Here is an 18,423-nt window from a genome sequence, read left to right as displayed (position 1 = left end):
GGCCCCCGACCCCGACCCCGCCATGGAGGGAACCCGATGACGATCCCGAGGTCAGGCGACATCACCGTCCTCAACGCCCTGGTCTTCGACGGCTGGTCCGAGGCGCTGACCGAGGCGTCCGTGCGCGTCCACGACGGCACCGTCACCGAGCTCGGCGACTCCGTCAGCCGCGCCGACCACGTCATCGACGCCCGCGGCAGGACGCTGCTGCCCGGCCTCATCGACGCGCACTTCCACGCCTACGGCATCTCGCTGCACGGCGTCGAGTACCAGACCAGCCCGCTCAGTTACCTCGCCCTCGCGGGCGCGCGGCGACTGCGCCGCGCCCTGCGCCGCGGCTTCACCACCGTCAGGGACGTGGCCGGGGGCGACATCGGCCTGGCCCGCGCCATCGAGTCCGGGCTCATCCCCGCGCCCCGCTACCTCTACACCGGACCCGCCCTCAGCCAGACCGGGGGCCACGGCGACGCGCGCCCCGCCGACCGGGACATCTGCCTGCACGGCGGGCACATGGGCCAGGTCGTGGACGGCGTCGACAACCTCAGAGTGGCCGTCCGCGACCGGTTCCGGCACGGGGCCCACGCCATCAAGATCATGACCTCGGGCGGCGTCGTCTCGCCCACCGACCCCATCAGGCCCGCCCAGTACGCGCCCGAGGAGGTCGCCGCCGTCGCCGAGGAGGCGACCCGCCGCGGCTCCTATGTCGCCGCCCACGCCTACTCGCCCGAGGCCATCCGCCACTCCGTCGACAACGGCGTGCGGTCGATCGAGCACGGCAACCTCCTGGACGCGCCGACCGCCGCGCTGATGACCGAGCGCGGCGCGTTCCTCGTGCCCACGCTGGCCGCGTACGACGCGATGGACCGGCGCGGCCCCGAGGTGGGGCTGCCCGGCTACGCCCGCGACAAGAACCGCGAGGTGCTGGACGCGGGCCGGAACGCCGTCGAACTCGCCCACGCCGCGGGCGTTCCCGTCGGCTTCGGCACCGACCTGATGGGCGACCTGGAGGACGACCAGCTGACCGGGCTGCGCCTCCAGGCCGAGGCGAGCTCCCTGCTGGCCTGCCTGCGCTCGGCCACCGCCGTCAACGCGCGCCTCCTGGGCCGCCCCGACCTCGGCCGCGTCCGGATCGGCGCCCGCGGCGACCTGCTCCTCCTCGACGCGAGCCCGTTCGAGGACCCGGCGGCCCTCTGGGACCCCGCCCGCCCCCGCACCGTCATCAGCGGCGGCGTCCCGGCCTGACGCGCACGCACGCACGGTCGGCCCGGCGTCGGCCCGCGTCATCCGGATCCGGCCAGCCGCGCCTCCACCAGGTCGGCGGCGCGCGCCGTGCCGCCCTCGGCGAGGGTCTGCTCCCGCAGTTCGGCGCAGCGCGCCGCCACCCCGGGGCTCGTGGTCAGCCGCTCCACCGCCGCCCGCAGCGCCCCCGGGGTGGCCTCCTCCATCGGCAGGTGAACGGCCACCCCGAGCCCCTGAAGGATCTCGGCGTTCCCGAACTGGTCGGCCGCCTGCGGGACACAGACCATCGGCGTCGCCGTGGCCAGGCCCTCCTGCGCGCCCCCGGCGCCCGCGTGCGTGATGAACGCGTCGGCGCGGCGCAGGATCGCCAGCTGCGGCACCCACGGGTGCGCCTCCGCGTTCGCGGGCAGCGGGCCCACGTCGGCCCGGTCCAGGTGCTTCCCGTACTGGAGCACCACATGCCAGCCGGGCAGCGAGCCGAACGCGTCGAGGCAGGCCCGGTAGAACGTCGGCTGCCGGGTGAACGTCGAACCCAGCGAGATCAGCAGCACCTTGGCGTCCCCGGCCTCCGGCGGCGCCGACCAGTCGCCCTGGTGCGAGCGGTCGCCCTGGCAGGCGCCCACGAAGGTGTAACGCGCCGGGTCCACCCGGTCCGCGTGGGGCTGGAGCGCCCGCGGGATCATCACCAGGCTGTGGTCGGGACGGCCCATGAAACGGTCGGGGTCCATCCCGCCGAGCCCGTTCTCGTCCAGCCAGGAGCGCCACCGCGCGTAGTAGGCGCGGCCCCGCTCCGAGGACGTGATCGTGGCGGTCAGCCCCTCCCCGACCTCGGTCTCGTACCCCTCCCAGGCCACCATCGCGGGGGAGAGCTGCACGATCGGCACCCCCCACCGGTGGGCGAGCACCCGCGCCGGGTAGGCCGCGATGTCGTACAGCACCAGGTCCGGCGCGTCGCCCTCGTACAACGCGGCGAGCTGGGGGAGCGCCTGGATCGCGTCGTCGAGGAACGGCTCGACGTTGTCGATGAGTTCGGTGCCCCAGGCGTCGGGGTCCTCCTCGGTCGGCAGCACGCTGCGGTAGACCCTCGGCTCGGCTCCCGCCCCCGAGACCAGGCTCACGAAGTCGCCCTGGTCGGGGATCGCGTAGGTGACGCGGTGACCGCGCGCGGCCAGCTCCCTGATGAGTTCCAGACTCGGGTTGACGTGCCCGTGGGCGGCGATCGAGAACATGGCGATGTGACTCATGAGGCCCCGTAGATCGGTGGATCGGACGGGGAGATCGTAGGGCTTGTCCCGAACTCGTCACCCCAGGGGCGTTTCGCTCACTCCATCTGGTGATTTGCGCCGATCTGCGGCTCAAGAGGCGGCTGATGCGGAAAAGTTCCTCCGTGTCGGGCCCGGACACGAGGAGACACGGTCACTTTGCCCCACCACGATCATCGGTCGATCCCCTGCGCGCCGGGCCGCGTCCCGGTGCTGGGTCATGCGACCGCGCTGCTGAGCGATCCGCTCGGCTTCATCGGGTCGCTCTCCCGCGTGGGCGCGGTGGTGCGCATCCGTCTCGGCTTCCGCACGGTGTGTGTGGTCACCGACCCCGCCCTCGTGCACACGCTCCTGGTCGGCCTGGCCCACGACTGCCCGCGCGGGGCCGTGCAGTCGACGCTCAGGACCGCGTTCGGCGACGGGCTGCTGATGTCCGAGGGCATCGCCCACCGCGACCGCCGCCGCTCCCTCCAGCCCGCGTTCGCCGCCGAGCGCGTCGCCGCCTACGTGCCCGTCATCGAGCAGGTCACGCGCGAGCGCGTCGCCCGCTGGCACCACGGACAAGTCATCGACGTCGCCCGCGAGATGAACCACCTCGCCCTGGAGATCGTCACCCGCGCCCTGTTCGGCGCCAGGCTGCGGGCGGACTCCACCGTGGCCTTCCACCGCGCGCTGCCCGACCTGGTCAAGGGCCAGATCGTGCAGTCGCTCTACCCCCACCCGCTCCTCGGCCGCCTTCCGCTGCCGGTCAACCGCCGCTTCGACGCCGCCGTCCGCGTGCTCAACCACGTGGTCGACCAGGCCGTGCGCGGCGACCACGGCGAGGGCACCCTGCTGTCCCTGCTCCGCTCCGCCACCGACCCGTCCACCGGCGAGCCGCTGGACGAGGCCGCCGTCAGGTCCGAGGCGATCACCATGTTCGGGGCGGGCACCGAGACCGTCTCGACCACGCTCACCTGGTTCTTCCACGAACTGCTGCGCCACCCGGGGGTGTACGAGCGCGTGATGGCCGAGCTGGACGAGCTGCCCGGCGGCGGACCGGCGAAGGACGGCGGCGCGCTGACGGCCGGGGACCTGGAGCGGCTGCCCTACACCGGCCGCGTGCTCCGCGAGGTCACCCGCCTCCACGCGCCCAACGCGTTCCTGATGCGCACCGCCGCCAAGGACGTCGCGCTCGGCCCCTACCGCATCCCCGCGGGCACCGAGCTGCTGTACAGCCTCACGGCCGTGCACCGCGACCCGGCCCACCACCGGGACCCGTTGCGCTTCGACCCCGACCGCCGGCACGCGGATGCCGGTGGGGGAGGGGCGGTGGAGCGCCACGCCTTCCTGCCGTTCGGCGCGGGCAAGCACAAGTGCATCGGCGAGAGCTTCGCCTGGGCCGAGCTGGCCGTGGTCGCCGCCACCGTGCTGCGCGCCTGGCAGCCGCTCCCGGTCGCCGGCTCCCGGGCCAGGGAAGTGGTCTGGACGACCGTGCAGGCCCAGGGCCTGTCCATGGCGCTCGCCGCGCGCACCCCCCGCGGCCCCGCCACCCCGGAAGCCGCGGAGGCGACCCCATGACCGTCTCGATCCCCGCCGACCCCCACGCCGCCTGGCTGGTCCGGCACGAACTGGTCCCCGAGAGCGCCCTGGAGAGCTACCGCTCCTACGCCCTGCCGGACCTGATCGACCTCAGCTACCCCGGGGCGCGCGGCGGCGACCGGGACCTGCTGGTCGACATCCTCGGCTGGTTCACCATCATGGACGACCACTTCGACGGGCCGCTCGGCCGCGATGTGACCGGCGCGCGCGGGCTGGTCGGCCGGTTCAGGCGCGTGCTCACCGTCCCCGACGTGCCGCCCGCGGTCACCGGCAGCCCGCAGGACGGCGTGGTCCGCGCCTGGCACGACCTGTGGCAGCGCCAGCGCCGCCCGATGACCGGCGCGTGGTGCCGCCACGCGGTGGGGGAGTGGGCCACCTGCCTGGAGACGTTCGTCGCCGAGACCAGCCACCGCGCCCTCGACACCCTGCCCTCCCTGCGCGAGGCCACCCGGCTCCGCCGCCACGCGAGCTGCCTCTACCCGTTCATGAACATGCTGGAGCTGGTCCAGGGCAGCGAGATCCCCGCCCGGCTGCGCGCCGAGCCCGACCTGCGCCGCCTGCGCGCCAACACCGCCGACGCCGCGACCCTGGTCAACGACCTGTTCTCGCTGGAGTGGGAGGAGCGCGCGCAGAACCCGTTCAACATGGTGGTGATCCTCCGGCAGACCCACGGCCTGTCCCGCACCGAGTCCATCGCCGCCGTCAGGGCCCACATCCGCCGCCTGATGGCCGACAGCGAGAACCTCCGCGAGCGTCTCGCCCCCCGGTACCCCGAGGCCCGGTGGTACCTCGCGGGCACGCGCCAGCTCGTCATCGGCGTCCACGCCTGGGCCGGGAACACCCGCCGGTACGCCGACTCCGTCTGAGAGGCCGTGCCCGCGGCCACCTGGCTCCCCCGGGAAGTCGATTGCCCCCGGGGGAGCCCTCTGCTGTACTGACCGGCGCCGCCGGCAGGACAGGCCCGACCCGGCGGCTGCTCCACGCCGCGGACGCGGGCGGCGCGCGGACCGACTCCCTCGCGCCGGAGCGGCGGCGCGGCATCACGGAGGGGCGCTCATGCGCGCGGAGAACGCGGGGAACGCGGGGAACACGGAGAACGTGGATAACGCGGGGAACACGGAGAACGCTGCGAAGATGCACGCCGACCAGCTGGACGTCGATGTCCCGCTGGTGCGGCGCCTGATCGCCGGGCGGTTCCCCCGGTGGGCGGGGCTGCCGGTGCGGGCGGTCGTCTCCTCGGGGACCGTCAACGCCATGTTCCGGCTGGGCGCCACCATGTCGGTGCGGCTGCCGCTGACGCCCGGCGCCGCCGGGGACGTGGCGCGGGAGCGGCTGCTGCTGCCGCGGCTCGCCCCGCTGCTCCCGGTGCCCGTGCCGACCGTCCTGGGCGAGGGGGCGCCGACGGGGGAGTACCCGCTGCCGTGGACCGTCCACCGCTGGCTTCCCGGGCGGAACCCGGACCCGGCCGCTCTCGCCGGTCCCGGCGCGCTGGGCGGGGCCCGCGCGCTCGCCGCCGACCTGGCCGCGCTGGTCGGGGCGGTGCGGGCGATCGAGCCCGCCGACGGCCCTCCCGCCCACCGCGGCGGGCCGCTCACCGAGCAGGACGCCGAGACCCGTTCCGCGCTGCGGGTGCTGGAGGCGCTGGGCGGGATGGCCGACACGGAGGCGGCGTCCGCCGCCTGGGAGGAGGCGCTGGGCGCGCCCGCGTGGGACGGCCCGCCCGTCTGGCTCCACGCCGACCTGATGCCGGGCAACCTGCTGGTGGCGCCGGGCGAGGGCGGCCAACGGCTCGCCGCCGTCATCGACTTCGGCACGGCGGGCGTCGGCGACCCGGCCTGTGACCTGATCGTCGCGTGGAATCTGCTCCCGGCCGGGGCGCGGGCCGCCTTCCGCGACGCCCTCGGCGTGGACGACGCCACCTGGGCCCGCGGGCGTGGCCTGGCGCTGTCCATGGCGCTCATCCAGCTCCCCTACTACCACGGGACCAACCCGGGCATCGCCGCCAACGCCCGGCATGTGATCCGCGAGGTCCTCGCGGATCGCCGGCGCGAGGAAGGGGCCGGGGCGAACGTTCGGTGAATATCCCCGCGCACCGTCACGATCGGCCCCCGGGCGGGGCGTTGGCCGTCCGCATCGCGTTCACACGAGGAGATGACCGGGAAGTAAACCATCGGTTCTCGGCCACCGGTGGGGCACACTCAGCCCTTACTCTGTGCCCTGCCACAGTCCCCCACCACGGAAGGTCGGTCGTGCAGGCGAACGAGATGGCTGTCCTCGGGGTCTCCCAGTCGGAGGAGCTGGTCTACCGGCACTTCCTGCGCCATCCCAACAGCATCGCCACCGACCTGCATCTGACCCTGGACATCGAGCGGGAGACGGCCGGCGAGGCGCTGGGCCGCCTGCTGCGCCTGCGCCTGCTCAGACCCGGGGATCCGCCGGAGTGCCTGACGCCGGCGGATCCCGAGATCGCGGTGGCGCGCCTGACCGAGCTGCGCCTCCAGCACCTCTACGAGGAGGTGCGGCGCATCACCCGCTCCCAGCACATCGTGGCGGCGCTGCGGGCGGAGAGCCGCCCCGAGCCTGCCGTGGCGGACGCGGGCGGCGCCGGGACGCGCCCCTCGGTGGAACAGCTCGGCGGGTGGCCCGAGATCAGCGGCCGCATGGAGGACCTGACGTTCTTCGCGCGTGAGGAGATCCTCTCCGTCGAGCCGCGCCCGGATGTCACCTCGGAGCAGTCGGGCCATCTGCGGGCGCTCGACCTGCGGGCGCTGCGCCGGGGGGTGCGCCGGCGGATGGTCGTCCTCGCCTCGGCCCTCGACCACGCGCCCGCCCGGACCCGTCTCGCGGAGCTCGCCACGCACGGCGCCAGGATCCGCGTGGCCCCCGAGGTGTCGTTCCACGTCGTGGCCTACGACGGGAAGGCCGCGCTGATGCCGCAGGACCCGTGCGACATCGGCCGCGGCGCGCTGCTGGTGCACGGCGGGGTGCTGCTGACCAGCATGGTCGGCCTGTTCGAGAAGATATGGGACCAGGCCGAGGATGTCTCGGTCGAGCTGAGCGGCCCGGCCGGGACCGAAGTCGGCCTGTCCACAGCGGAGTTGCAGGTGCTCACCCTGATGTGCACGGTGGGCAAGGACGAGACGGGCGCCCGTGACCTCGGCGTCTCGGTGCGCACCTACCGCCGCCATATCGCCGACCTGATGCGTCGGCTCGGCGCGTCCACGCGGGCTCAGGCCGCGCTGCTGGCCCGTGAACGCGGCTGGCTCTGACCGCCGTTCCCCCCCTCGCCGCCCGGCGGCGCGAGGTGGCGCAGGGTGGTCTCGACGGCACGGGTGAGCGCCTGGATCCCGGTGGGCAGCGCGGTCCGCACCTCGGGGGCGAAGGCGGGGGAGTGGTTCCCCGGCACCATCCCGTTCCGCTGGGTCCCCCGGGTCTCCTGCGTCTCCTGTGTCTCCTGGGCCGCGCGCCACTGCGCGGGGCTCACGGTGCCCAGCATCCAGTAGGCGAGCCTGACGTCCTCGCCCCCGTGCAGGGCCGCGCCCGCGGGGCCGAACCAGGCGAAGTCCTCCGTCGCGGTGGCCGGCGTCCAGCGGGCCACCCGGCCCGCGCCGAACGCCTCGGCGTGGCCGGTTCCGACCGCCTCGGCCAGGGCGGCGTCGGGCACCAGCGGCGGTGAGGAGGAGACCAGGTCGAAGCGGGGCGGCTCCGGGCAGCGCGACGCCTCGCTCTCGGCCGTGATCACCCGGCGGACCGCCTCGTCGAGACGTGCGAGCGTCGCGTCGCTGAACGCCCGGAGGCTGAGGCCGAGTTCGGCCCGGTCGGGCACCACGTTGCTGCGCTCGCCCGCGCGGAGCCTGCCGACCGTGAGGACCGCCTGCTCGGCCGGGGCGGTCTCGCGGGAGACCACGGCCTGGAGCCTGAGCACGGCCGCCGCCGCGGCCACCACGGGGTCCACCGTCAGGTGCGGGGCGCCCGCGTGGCCGCCGGTGCCGTGCAGCACCGCGTCCAGCGCCCTGCTGCCCGCGAGCAGCGGGCCCCGGCCGTGCGCGACCGTCCCCGCGGGGAGCGGCGCGGTGTGCTGGGCCAGCGCCGCGTCCGGCGTGCCGCACCGCTCGTACAGCCCGTCGGCGAGCATCGCCCGCGCGCCCTGAAGGGTCTCCTCGGCGGGCTGCCCGACGACCACGATCGTTCCGGCGGGTCCGGCGCGCCCCCGCACGGGCCGGGCCAGGGCGCGGGCGGCGCCCGCCAGCGCCGCGAGGTGCAGGTCGTGCCCGCAGGCGTGCATCACCCCGGGCACGGTGCTGGCGTAGCGCAGGCCCGTCTCCTCGGCCAGCGGCAGCGCGTCGAGTTCGCCCCGCAGCAGCACCGTGGGCCCCGGGCCGCGGCGCAGCACCCCGGCCACGCCGTGGCCGCCGATGCCGCGGGTGACGGTGTAGCCGTCCCGCGCGAGCCAGTCGGCGAGGCGGCCCGCGGTGCGCTCCTCGGCGCCGGACAGCTCGGGGTGGAGGTGCAGGTCGAGGTAGAGCTCCAGCGCAGACCTGAGCACGTCGCGCCCCACCGGCGGGGCGGGCGGGGCGCCTGGGCTGGTCATCGGGGGTCCTCTCCTGTCGGCCATCCATGGTGCCGGCCCGGGGGCGCGGCCCGGCGGCGTGCCGCTGTCACCGGGTGTCAGCGGGGTGAGAGCGGGCGTGAGGCCCACCTGCCAGCGGGGGCGGGTGGAATGAGGAGGTGCCCGCCCGGCACGGCCGGTCCCGCCGGCGTCCGCTCCGACCCGAGGGAGTCCCCATGAGCAACAAGCCCGAGCTGTCCACGCTCGCCGACGAGATCCTGGAGCTGGAGTCGGAGACCTTCGAGATCTCCGACTACTCGGACGAGGCCGAGGTCGTGCTCGCCGGTTCGACCTCCTGCTCCTCCACCTCGACCTGCTCCAGCACCACGAGCACCACCTCGTGTAGCGCCTGACGCCACACGCTCCCAGGGACCGCCCCCACCACGGGCATCGTGCACCCGCGGTGGGGGCGTTGCCGTGCCGCCCTCGGCCGTCGCCGTCGCCGTCGCCGTGGTGCCCGGTCGCGCCGGTGGCCGCCGGGTCAGGGGAACGGGTGCGGGGCGGGGTTGAACGGGACTCCGGGGCCCGTGACGCGGCGGAGCCGTGGCATGCGGAGCGCCCGCTGACGGTTCCATCCGAAGTCGAGCGGCAGCAGTCCAGGCACCAGCGTGGCGACCGTGTGGAGCCCGACGGCCCGCTGCTCGGGCGTCGTCTGGTCCACGGCGATCGTGTCGTGGCCCGCGAGCGCCAACTCCTCCGTCACGAACCCCAGGTCGTCCAGCAGGTCGAGGGTGCGCGGCCTGACCCGTTCCCAGCCGGCGAAGACCTCCTGCACGGGACGGGGCTCGTCCGCGGTCAGGAAGGTCTCCGCGTAACGCGCCATCCTCGGCAGCCCGTAGAGCTGCGCATGGTCCTGGAGCTTCCGCACCAGGCCGAAGTCCTCGGCCATCAGGTCGAGTTCGGCCCGGCGTTCGGCCACCTGGAACGGCAGGTGCGGGATGTAGGTGAGGACCTCGCTGAGCGCGTCGGCCATCGCCCGCCCCGGGTCGAAGCCCGCCGCCGCGCCGAAGGACAGCAGACCGGGGCCGCCGTCCCGCCGCACGGCGAGCCCGGTGACCACGGGGACCGGCAGGTCGCCCCGGGTGTCGAAGGCGCGGACGTCGTAGCCGAGCAGCGCGGCCCGGTCCAGCATGCCGCGCACGCCGGGGTCGCCGACCGAGGCCGGGTCGAGCCGGGTGAGGGGGCGGCGGCCGTACCAGGCCAGCAGGAACGCGTCTCGTTCGATCAGCTCCAGCAGCCCGAAGAGGACCGCCTCACCCAGACTGCCGCCCGTGGCACAGCCGTTGGAGCATTCGAAGACGAAGTTGTCCGCGCTCACGCCCGCGCTGTAGTGCACCAGCCGCGCCGGGACCAGCACCGGCCGCGCGTCGCGCAGCGAGTACCCCCGGATCCACGGGATCTCCCGCTCGGGGTCGAACGGGCTGACCATGGGGTCCTCGCGGTAGGTCTCCGGCGCGTAGAAGCCGCACAGCGCCGGGTCGAGCACCGCCGCGGGGCCCTCGGCGGTGACCAGTTCGCGGTAGGAACCGGTCACCGGGATCAGGCCGCGCCGGGCGTGCGTGCCCGCGTACCGTTCCAGGCCCTCCAGATAGGCCAGCGTGCGGCTGGCCGCGTAGCTGTCGGCCTGCCCGCTCCAGGTGACGTCGGTCAGACCGGCGTAGCCGCGCACGAAGTGGGAGCCGGAGACCGGGGCGGTGGTGGTGGACGCGGGGTTGAGGTGGGTGCGCGCGCCGAGCACGCCGCAGACCGGGTTGGCCAGCGCCGCCTCGGGCAGCGGGTACGAGCCCGGTGGCCTGGTCCGGTAGGTGCCCGGGTCCGGCTTTCGCGTCGGCGTCAGCGCCATCGCGGCGCCCTCCGCGGTGTCCGGGCGCGGCCTCGCGCAGTGCGGGCACAGCGGCTCGGGCAGCAGCGGGAAGGTCACCAGGGCCAGCGTCGCCAGGTCCACGCGGGTGACCCGGGCCAGGCCGTCGGGGGTGGCGCGTTCCCGCACCGCGCAGCGGGCAGCCCAGACCGCGTCCACGGCGTGCGCGGTCAGCACCGGCCACTCGGCGCCGCCCTCGGGGGCGAACGCGCCTTCGAGGGCCTCCCGTTCGGAGCGGGTGCGCAGCCGCTGCCACCGCATGGCGAGGCACCGGCCGCAGGGCGCGGGGCCGGAACGCGCCCCGCCCCAGGGGCCGACGAGGACGGCCCGCGCGCTGAGGTGGACGGTGGCGGCCGGGCGTCGCGCGCCGTCGGGGTCGCGGCCCCCGCCCAGCGCGTCGGCCGCGCCGAGACCCACCACGACCGGGGCGGGCCCCGAACACCCCTCCGCCCGCCACCGGCGCTCCAACTCCCGCTGGAGCAGGGCGCTTCCGGCCTCCAACGGCGCCGACCGCGCCAACGGCGCCGGTCCCCCGGCGGCCGTGGCCGCCGTCATGTGCGGTCGCTCCAGCGGAAGCAGCGCACCGCCGCCACGCCGAAGACCACGGCGAACGCGGCGAGTCCACCCGCCCCGACGGCGATGTCCCCCAGGTCGCCCGAGCCGGTCAGGGCGGCGGAGACCCCGTCGTTGAGGTGCCGCAGCGGCAGGACCCACGACAGCGCCCGCATCCACTCCGGCATCGCGTCCAGCGGGTAGAACGAACCGGAGAGGAACGCCATCGGCACCATCAGGAAGTTGGCGACCGCGGCCACCGCCTCCGGCGTGGTGGTGAACGAGCCGACGATCGCGCCGAGCGCGAGGAACGCGGTGATCCCCAGCACCAGCAGCGGCACCGCGAGCGGCCAGCGCCCCGACACGGACAGGCCGAACGCGGGCAGCACCGCGACCGCCACGAACAGCACGGCCTGCACGACGCCGATCCCCAGCGCCAGCGCGAACCGCGAGCCGAGCACCGCCGACAGCGGCGTCGGCGTCATCCGGATCAGCCGCAGGATGTCGTCGCGGCGCCACTGCATCAGCGTGAACGCGACGCCGAAGACCGCCGCGTTGGCCACCCCCCAGGACAGCACGCCGGGGGCGATGTAGCTGATGTAGGGCCGGCCGCTCTCCTCGACGTCCTGACCGCTGAAGATCAGCCCGAAGACCACCAGGAAGAGCAGGGGGAAGGCGAAGGTGAAGAAGAGGGTGGTCCTGTCCCGGGTGTACGCCCGGTAGCCGGCCTCCCGCAGCGCGCTGTAGGCGCTCATGGCGTGGTGCTCCGTTCGGTGAGCCGGAGGTAGACGTCCTCCAGTGTCGCGGTGCGGGTCTGCACGCCGTGCAGGCCCGCGATCTTCTCCACGGCGGCGAGCAGCGGGCCCGCGTCCTCGGTCTCCAGGACCACCGCGTCGCCGTCGAGGACCACCCGGATCACGCCGGGCAGCCCCCGCGCCTCCTCCACGGTGAGGCGTTCCGCCGGAACGAGGAGCCGCGTGGTCGGTGAGCTGCCCGCGATCAGCCGGTTCGGCGAGTCCAGCGCGGTGACGCGCCCGCCCGCCATGATGGCGACCCGGTCGCACAGCGCCTCGGCCTCGTCCAGGTGGTGGGTGGTGTAGACGATGGTGCGGCCCGCGCCCTTGAGGCCGCGCAGCACCCGCCACAGCGCCCGGCGCGCCTGCGGGTCCAGGGCGGCGGTCGGCTCGTCGAGGAACAGCAGCTCCGGCCCGTGCACCAGCGCGGAGGCGATGGCCAGGCGCTGCCGCTGCCCGCCGGAGAGGTTCTCGACCCTGGTCCCCGCGTGCTCGGTGAGGCCGACCAGGTCCAGCGTGCGGTCCACGGCGGCCGGTTCGGCGCGGTAGAGCGCGGCGACGGTCGCCAGGTGCTCGCGGGCGGTGAGCCGGACGAAGAACGCCGAGGACTGCGTCTGCACCCCGAGGCGGGGGAGGAGCGCGCGGTCGCGGGGCCAGGGGCGGGCGCCCAGGACGGTGACGGTGCCGCCGTCGGCCCGGCGCAGCCCCTCCATGATCTCGACGAGGGTGGTCTTGCCCGCGCCGTTGGGGCCGAGCAGCCCGAAGAACTCGCCGGTGGCCACGGTGAACGAGACGCCGTCCACCGCCCGGGTGGCGCCGTAGTGCTTGCGCACCCCGTCCAGGACGACCGCCGGGGGCGCCTCCTGGCCGGGGGCTGGTCCAGCTGTGCGGGACACGTCGTCTCTCCTTCTCTCCCCGGCGTGGGCGCCGGGCGTACCGCCGGGCGCCCGCGCCCGGCGCTTCTCTAGGTGGTCAGCAGGGCGGTGGTCAGCAGGGCCAGCGCCGTGAGCAGCAGCGCGGCGGCGAGCACCGCGCAGGCGCCGTACGCCGTGTAGGCCAGCCTGGCGCGGCGCGGATAGGCCGCGGCGGCCGGGTCCCTGCGCAGGACCAGGGCCAGGTAGCCGCGGCTCGACTCGGCGAGCCGGGTCACGCCGAGCATCTGGCCGACGATGGTGTAGCCGTCGAGCGGTGGCAGCGGGACGAGCATCGCCAGGGCCTGGAGGCTGCCGAGGAACAGCAGCCCCGCCAGCGCCTCGCGCGTCGCCCCCTCGGGGGCCGCCAGCCACCAGGCGAAGAACGGCACCAGGAACAGCACGTTGGTCACCGCGCCCGCCGCGGCGACGACGACGCGGTGGCGACGGACCGAGAGGTAGGGGTAGTTGTCGACGGTGCAGTACATCATGATCACCGGCAGCCGCCAGCGGAGCCCGATCTCGCCGACCCGGCCGCCGTAGTGCCGGGCGGCCACCCCGTGCGCGAGTTCGTGCAGCGCGGTGGAGAGCCACAGCAGCGTGGCCACCCCGACCAGCAACACCGGGTTGCCGAACACCCGGGCGGCGCCGTCCAGAAGCTCCCCGAGGCGCAGCACCAGCACCGTCTCCACGGCGGCGACCAGGACCAGGAGGGCGGCGGGCCAGGGGCCGCGCAGCAGGAACCCGGCCACGCGGTGCAGGCGGGTGGCCGTGGCGTGCGCGTCGGCGACCAGGCGGACGCTGCCGCGCAGCGGCCCGTTCCGCGGCCCCTTCGGCGGCCCGTTCCGGGGCTCGCTCTCCCCGGGGGCGGGGGAAGGCGCGGCGGCGGCGCCCTCCGCCACCAGCAGGCCCCGGCCGCCGAGCAGCGCGAGCAGCCGCCGCCAGTGGTCGTCCGCCAGCCGCTTGCCGAACGCGCCCGCGTACTCCTCGCCGGCCTCCGCCAGCGTCCGCGCCCCGTCGAGCCGGCTCATCAGGAACCGCTCGCGCGGCCCGACCTCGAACGACCGGCCGCTGACGGGGTCCTTGACCAGGTGCACGGTCCTGGGGCCGTGCAGCAGCGGCTCGCTGATCAGCACCTCGGGCCGCAGCCGGGGCCGCAGGCCCGCCAGCGCCGTCACCGGCCTCACCCCCCGGTCCGCGCGGGCCGCCGCACCGCGCGCCCCAGGACATGGGCGAGGTACGCCTCGTCCTGGATGGTGGCGTGCAGCCGGTTGTTGGTCATGTGCAGATAGGGCGAGAGGAGCCGGACCAGCGCCTCGTCCCGGTCGGTGACCTGCTCGTCGTGGTCGCCGTCCCAGGAGCGGAACACCAGCGCCCCCCGGTCCGCCAACGCGACGACCCGGTCGCGGAGTTCGCCGCAGTGCTCCGCCCAGCGGGCCAGGAAGGCGGGCAGCCGCCCGGAGCCGCCCTCGCCGCTCTCGCCGCTCTCGCCCATCGACGCGCGGATCCTGCCGTACCAGCGGGCCAGGTCGCCGCCGACCTCGTCGGCCTTGCGCTCGTACTCGGTCGAGCCGATGAACCCGGTCCCGGGGAACGCCGCGTGCCAGAACGCGTAGTAGCTGTCCAGGTAGTCGGCCAGCGCCTCGTCGCCGGGGACGAAGCGGGAGGCCATCACCAGCATCAGCTGGGCGGAGGTGCCGAGCAGCACGGTCCTCAGGTGCAGGTTCTTGGTGGCGAGCGCGTCGATCACCAGGTCGCTGGAGTGCCTGAAGTGCCACTCGGCCAGCGCGATCCCCTCCGGGCCGCCGTACTTGCCGTACTCGGGCTCGTACCGCGTCCAGTGCCGGGAGTTGTTGGGGCGCAGCCGCATGCGGCCCGCCCCGTCCAGGTGGGCGGCGCGCTCGGCGCCGGGGAACTCGATGTCGAAGAGCTGGTTGTAGAAGTCGTTGAGGAAGCCCGAGTCCACCTCGTAGAGCGCGGGCCGCGCGGCGAGGAAGGCGTCGATCGCGGCCTCCGCGCGCCGCCGCACCTCGGCCTCGGCCTCCGGGGCCGACGCCTTCAGCCGCAGCCGCACATGGGGGCCCTCCAGCCAGTAGTTGATGAAGAAGTGCCCCGCCAGCAGCCCGTCGGCCGACAGCTCGGCGATCAGCGGCCGGACGCAACTCAGCAGCAACGGGCGCGGGTTGGCGGCGTAGTGGATGTGGACGGCCTGCCAGCCGCCGGTGGGGTTCACGAGGCGTCTCCTTGGGGAGGGGAGGGGCGGCGCGTCACGGTCTCCACGGCCAGCTCGGTCACATGGGCGCCGTCACCCGCCACGGTGCCGGGACCGTTCTCGTCGGGCAGGGCCTCGCGCAGCACCACCCGGGCCCGCGCGTCCTTCAGCAGTCCCTCGAACGCGGCCAGCGAGAGCGGGCTGTCGAAGTCGACATAGTGCGGCTTGGCGCCGGTCGCGCCCCGGCCGCCGCCGTCCGCCACGGTGGCGAACACCCGCTCGGGCACGTGCTGTTCGCGCCGCCAGCGGTGCCAGCCGAGGAACCACTCCGCCTCGCCGGTGCCCGGCGCGCGCAGCGGCAGCGCCGAGGCCGGGGCGCTCCAGCTCCGTCGCGCGAGCACGAGCCGCCCGTGGGTGACCCGGGGGCGGCGGGTGACGCCGTGGTGCGGCTCGCTCTCGGGGATCCCGCCCCAGACGTCCAGCGGTGCCATGGAGGTGGGGGAGAGCAGCAGCAGGGTGCGGGGGACCTCCGGCAGGGCGAGCGGCACCAGATAGCCGAGGTAGACGGGGATGACCTCGACGCCGAGGCGGGGCGCGCGCAGCACCAGCCGGTCGGCGTCGGCGTCGTGCTCGATCACCAGCTCGTCCAGGCGCAGTTGGCGGTCGGCGGGCACGGAGCTCGTCTCGCCGGGACAGACGATCTCCCAGTCGGTCAGCCGCCCGTGCAGATTGAGGTTGCTGGTCACGGGCCCGCCGGTGACCTCGGCGAAGACCGCGCCCTCGGGCTGGAGTTCATCGGCGCGCGCCCGCAGCCGGTCCGAGAGCGAGAGCCCGGGGCCGCCGTCGAAGCAGTGCGTGAAGCGGCTGAACGGGAACGAGAGGCCGCCGTAGGAGCGGTTGAGGACGACGAGGGGCGCGTCCTCGCCGCCCCGCCGCCCGGCGAGCTGCACATGGTGACTGTGGAGCACCGGGCCCGGGTCGAGGCCGGTGAGCTCGGCCGCGACCTCCGCCAGCAGACGCTCGTCCAGGGCCAGTTCGCCCGGATCGCCGCCGGCCGCGGCGGGCGCGTGCCCGGCCCAGGCCCGGCGCATCCCCGCGATGAACGCCTGCCGGGCGGCGTCCAGCGACTTCAGCTGGGGCAGTCCGAGCCAGTTCTCCTCGGGCACGTACGCCCCCGCCGCGTCGAAGCGGGTGCGGCGCGCGGCGAAGGAGAGGTACTGGTCGAAGAAGTCCTCGTGGAAGTCGTTGATCAGCCGCAGCAGATCCTCGCAGCGCCCGCCCAGGCCGTGCCGGGCCAGGAAGAAGCCCTTGAACGTGAGGCGTTGGGGCAGGGTCAGGTCGAACGCGGGCAGCACCCGTTCGATCGAGCGCAGCGGTCCCGCCAGCGTCTCGTGCCACCGCTCGCGGTCGGCGGCGACCCGCGGGGCGACGACGTCCTCGTACAGCACCGTGCGCGGCACGCGCGGCTCCTCGGCTCCCAGGTCCCGCTGCACGGCGGCCAGCCGGTCGCGCAGCTCGGCCAGCAGCGCGCGGCGCCCGGCGGGGTCCGCCTCCGGGTAACGGGCCAGGCAGGCGAGCGGCCCCTCCAGCGCGTCGGCGGTGCGGTCCGCCCACGCCCGGCCGAGGGAGCGCAGGGAGCGCTGGAGCGCCCCCAGCGGGTCGGTGTCATGGGCGCCGACCGTCAGCGACGGCACCCGCACCATGCCGACGTCGAGCAGCGCGGCGAGGTACTCCTCGGTCTCGGCGGGGGAGGCGCCCCGCTCCGCCGCCAGCCACGCGGCCAGCTCCCCGTACCTGGGGGCGGGACGGGCGGCGAAGAAGTCGAGCATCCGGTCCAGGGCGCCGCTGCGGCGCAGGAAGAACAGCCGGTCCTTCACGGTGTCGAACGTGACGGCCGTGTCGTCGTCGCCCGCCGTCACCCAGCGCCGCACGTAGCGCACCCGGTCCTCGTCGCGGCCCCAGCCCGGGGCCGGGCTCACGGGCAGGTCCGCCCGGCGGGCCCGGTCGGCGACGATCGCCCGCACCACCCGGCCCAGCGCCAGCACGTTGAGCCGCGGGTGGCTGACCCAGGGCCCCGCGGTGCGCAGCGCCCCGGGGCCCGCCCCGGAGTGCTCCCCGAACTCCCCGAACTCGCCGAACTCCCCGAGCGCCACGGCCGTGAACGAGCTGAACGGGCTGGTCTTGCACGCCGTCCGGTACAGGTAGGCGAGCAGCGAGCGCTCCATCTTGCGGGTGCGCTTGTCCTGGCGCCCGGGTGGCGCGGCGAGCCAGGCGTCCAGCTGGGCGTCCAGCGCGGGCGAGGCCAGCAGCAGCCCGTCCCGCAGGGGCCGCCCGGCGGCCAGCCTGCGCAGCTCCGCCCTGGTGCGCTCCCCTTGGGCGGCCAGCAGCGCCTCGCCCGCTGCCTCCCGCTCCGCCAGCCGCCCGCGGCCCTCGATCCACCGGTCCAGCTCGGCGCCCGCCGCCGGGTCGAGCCCCGTCACCAGGGCCAGGGCGCCGTCGGGGTCGGTGGGCGGCCGGTTGTTGAACACCTCCCGGCGCAGGCGCAGCAGCGTGCGCCGGGCCGCGCCGTCCTCCAGCCCGCCGACCAGGCCGTGCAGCAGGTCGCCGAGCCGGCTCCCGTCCGCCGTCAGCCGCGCCGACGCGTCCAGCACCTCGTCCGCCCAGCGGCGCGCGCCGGGAGAGCGCAGCCGCCGCGCCGCGTCCATCGGCAGCCCCGCGATCCGCGCCGTGAAGAGCGGGCCGATCTCCCACTCGGGCGCGCTCATCGGACGATCTCGAAACGGAAGTCGGCGGGGGCGGGGCGCTCGTTGCCGATCATCATGATCAGCAGCGGCGCCTCGTCGGTGGCGAGCAGGCCGAGCTCCTCGCGGTAGGCGATGTTGTCGAAGCCGAGCGCCACGCCGCAGCCGAGCCCGAGGGCCGCCGAGGCGGTGTAGGTGGCCTGCGCGATCGAGCCGATCACCGCGTTGACCAGGCGGTAGCCGCGGTCGCCGACCGCGTCGAGCACCGCGTGCGTGCGGATGGTCGGCACCAGGACCGCGCCCGCCTGCTCCAGGTTGTAGTTGGCGAGGAAGTAGTTCTTCTGGAGGAACGGGCCCGGCGGCCCGCCGGCGACCGGGCGCAGCGCCCCCCGCTCGGGCAGGTAGGCGTACGCCCCCGGCGGCACCCCCTCGGCGTGGTTGACGAAGGCGTAGAGCGAGACCAGCGCGTCGGCGCCCGCCCGCCCGCCGTCCCCGCCCAGGCGGCTTCCCGCGACGGCGGCGGCCAGCGCGGCGGACAGCTGGCCCGCCGGCGACCGGGCGCAGCGCCGCGAACCGGCCGAAGCTGCTGCGCCGCCGCCGCAGCGCCGTGCGCACATCGGCGTCGAGGGGCGCGGGCGGCGGCAGTCGCACATCCTCGCCC

Annotated in this window: 14 protein-coding genes and 1 pseudogene; 6 read left to right on the top strand and 9 right to left on the bottom strand. The window is 75.4% G+C overall.

Going from position 1 to position 18,423, the window contains the following annotated elements:
• The first annotated feature begins 36 nt into the window (after positions 1 to 36).
• Entirely contained in the window at positions 37 to 1,242 is a 1,206-nt protein-coding gene (locus ADY01_RS18195; RefSeq protein WP_049574225.1) for a metal-dependent hydrolase family protein, read from the top strand.
• A gap of 38 nt (positions 1,243 to 1,280) precedes the next feature.
• On the opposite strand, the gene ADY01_RS18190 is transcribed toward ADY01_RS18195, so the two are convergent.
• A complete protein-coding gene (locus tag ADY01_RS18190) occupies positions 1,281 to 2,483 on the bottom strand; it encodes a macrolide family glycosyltransferase (RefSeq protein WP_049574222.1) in 1,203 nt (400 codons plus the stop codon).
• A 177-nt stretch (positions 2,484 to 2,660) separates the two neighbouring features.
• On the opposite strand from ADY01_RS18190, the gene ADY01_RS18185 reads away from it, so the two are divergent.
• From ADY01_RS18185 to ADY01_RS18170, 4 genes are all read left to right on the top strand, one after another.
• A complete protein-coding gene (locus ADY01_RS18185) occupies positions 2,661 to 4,061 on the top strand; it encodes a cytochrome P450 (protein ID WP_049574219.1) in 1,401 nt (466 codons plus the stop codon).
• Positions 4,058 to 4,948, top strand: a complete 891-nt coding sequence (locus ADY01_RS18180; RefSeq protein WP_049574216.1) for a terpene synthase family protein — start codon at positions 4,058 to 4,060, stop codon at positions 4,946 to 4,948. Before ADY01_RS18185 ends, ADY01_RS18180 begins: the two co-directional genes overlap by 4 nt.
• A gap of 268 nt (positions 4,949 to 5,216) precedes the next feature.
• Positions 5,217 to 6,161, top strand: a complete 945-nt coding sequence (locus ADY01_RS18175; protein WP_049574231.1) for an aminoglycoside phosphotransferase family protein — start codon at positions 5,217 to 5,219, stop codon at positions 6,159 to 6,161.
• A gap of 185 nt (positions 6,162 to 6,346) precedes the next feature.
• Positions 6,347 to 7,351, top strand: coding sequence for a helix-turn-helix domain-containing protein (locus ADY01_RS18170; protein ID WP_049574228.1), 1,005 nt, complete (start codon positions 6,347 to 6,349; stop codon positions 7,349 to 7,351).
• Here ADY01_RS18170 and ADY01_RS18165 read toward each other — a convergent pair.
• Positions 7,312 to 8,673 (bottom strand): amidohydrolase, encoded by a 1,362-nt coding sequence (locus ADY01_RS18165; RefSeq protein WP_049574213.1) that lies wholly within the window; start codon positions 8,671 to 8,673, stop codon positions 7,312 to 7,314. The two genes, ADY01_RS18170 and ADY01_RS18165, sit on opposite strands and share 40 nt — an antisense overlap.
• Before the next feature lie 194 nt (positions 8,674 to 8,867).
• Between ADY01_RS18165 and ADY01_RS18160 the strand changes: the two genes are divergently transcribed.
• Positions 8,868 to 9,044 (top strand): thiazolylpeptide-type bacteriocin, encoded by a 177-nt coding sequence (locus ADY01_RS18160; RefSeq protein ID WP_049574209.1) that lies wholly within the window; start codon positions 8,868 to 8,870, stop codon positions 9,042 to 9,044.
• Positions 9,045 to 9,172: 128 nt separating this feature from the next.
• Here ADY01_RS18160 and ADY01_RS18155 read toward each other — a convergent pair whose 3' ends face one another.
• The 7 genes and pseudogenes from ADY01_RS18155 to ADY01_RS18125 form a co-directional block, all read right to left on the bottom strand.
• On the bottom strand, positions 9,173 to 11,107 hold the full coding sequence (locus tag ADY01_RS18155) for a TOMM precursor leader peptide-binding protein (RefSeq protein ID WP_049574206.1): 1,935 nt from the start codon (positions 11,105 to 11,107) through the stop codon (positions 9,173 to 9,175).
• The gene (locus ADY01_RS18150) at positions 11,104 to 11,859 is read right to left on the bottom strand and encodes an ABC transporter permease (RefSeq protein ID WP_049574203.1); all 756 of its coding nucleotides are present in this window, start codon (positions 11,857 to 11,859) and stop codon (positions 11,104 to 11,106) included. The genes ADY01_RS18155 and ADY01_RS18150 overlap by 4 nt, the downstream gene beginning before the upstream one ends.
• Positions 11,856 to 12,794, bottom strand: coding sequence for an ABC transporter ATP-binding protein (locus ADY01_RS18145; protein ID WP_049574201.1), 939 nt, complete (start codon positions 12,792 to 12,794; stop codon positions 11,856 to 11,858). The genes ADY01_RS18150 and ADY01_RS18145 overlap by 4 nt, the downstream gene beginning before the upstream one ends.
• 68 nt (positions 12,795 to 12,862) lie before the next feature.
• Positions 12,863 to 13,987, bottom strand: a complete 1,125-nt coding sequence (locus ADY01_RS18140) for a peptidase M50 (RefSeq protein WP_234320294.1) — start codon at positions 13,985 to 13,987, stop codon at positions 12,863 to 12,865.
• A gap of 5 nt (positions 13,988 to 13,992) precedes the next feature.
• Positions 13,993 to 15,042, bottom strand: a complete 1,050-nt coding sequence (locus tag ADY01_RS18135; RefSeq protein WP_049574196.1) for a lantibiotic dehydratase C-terminal domain-containing protein — start codon at positions 15,040 to 15,042, stop codon at positions 13,993 to 13,995.
• Positions 15,039 to 17,786 (bottom strand): lantibiotic dehydratase, encoded by a 2,748-nt coding sequence (locus tag ADY01_RS18130; protein ID WP_049574191.1) that lies wholly within the window; start codon positions 17,784 to 17,786, stop codon positions 15,039 to 15,041. Before ADY01_RS18130 ends, ADY01_RS18135 begins: the two co-directional genes overlap by 4 nt.
• Positions 17,783 to 18,423 (bottom strand): annotated as a pseudogene (locus ADY01_RS18125) (nitroreductase family protein); the annotation flags it as partial. The pseudogene ADY01_RS18125 and the gene ADY01_RS18130, both read right to left, overlap by 4 nt.

It is taken from the genome of Streptomyces sp. SBT349 (assembly GCF_001083795.1).
Lineage (GTDB): Bacteria > Actinomycetota > Actinomycetes > Streptomycetales > Streptomycetaceae > Streptomyces.
Note: the sequence above shows the minus strand (reverse complement) of the source record. Positions and strands in the feature narration are given on the sequence as shown.

What these genes read in the sequence shown, in the direction of transcription:
- ADY01_RS18175 (WP_049574231.1), top strand. Translation starts at nt 5,217, where the DNA reads ATGCACGCCGACCAGCTGGACGTCGATGTCCCGCTGGTGCGGCGCCTG.
- ADY01_RS18170 (WP_049574228.1), top strand. Translation starts at nt 6,347, where the DNA reads ATGGCTGTCCTCGGGGTCTCCCAGTCGGAGGAGCTGGTCTACCGGCAC.
- ADY01_RS18190 (WP_049574222.1), bottom strand. Translation starts at nt 2,483, where the DNA reads ATGAGTCACATCGCCATGTTCTCGATCGCCGCCCACGGGCACGTCAAC.
- ADY01_RS18195 (WP_049574225.1), top strand. Translation starts at nt 37, where the DNA reads ATGACGATCCCGAGGTCAGGCGACATCACCGTCCTCAACGCCCTGGTC.
- ADY01_RS18180 (WP_049574216.1), top strand. Translation starts at nt 4,058, where the DNA reads ATGACCGTCTCGATCCCCGCCGACCCCCACGCCGCCTGGCTGGTCCGG.
- ADY01_RS18155 (WP_049574206.1), bottom strand. Translation starts at nt 11,107, where the DNA reads ATGACGGCGGCCACGGCCGCCGGGGGACCGGCGCCGTTGGCGCGGTCG.
- ADY01_RS18160 (WP_049574209.1), top strand. Translation starts at nt 8,868, where the DNA reads ATGAGCAACAAGCCCGAGCTGTCCACGCTCGCCGACGAGATCCTGGAG.
- ADY01_RS18150 (WP_049574203.1), bottom strand. Translation starts at nt 11,859, where the DNA reads ATGAGCGCCTACAGCGCGCTGCGGGAGGCCGGCTACCGGGCGTACACC.
- ADY01_RS18130 (WP_049574191.1), bottom strand. Translation starts at nt 17,786, where the DNA reads ATGAGCGCGCCCGAGTGGGAGATCGGCCCGCTCTTCACGGCGCGGATC.
- ADY01_RS18165 (WP_049574213.1), bottom strand. Translation starts at nt 8,673, where the DNA reads ATGACCAGCCCAGGCGCCCCGCCCGCCCCGCCGGTGGGGCGCGACGTG.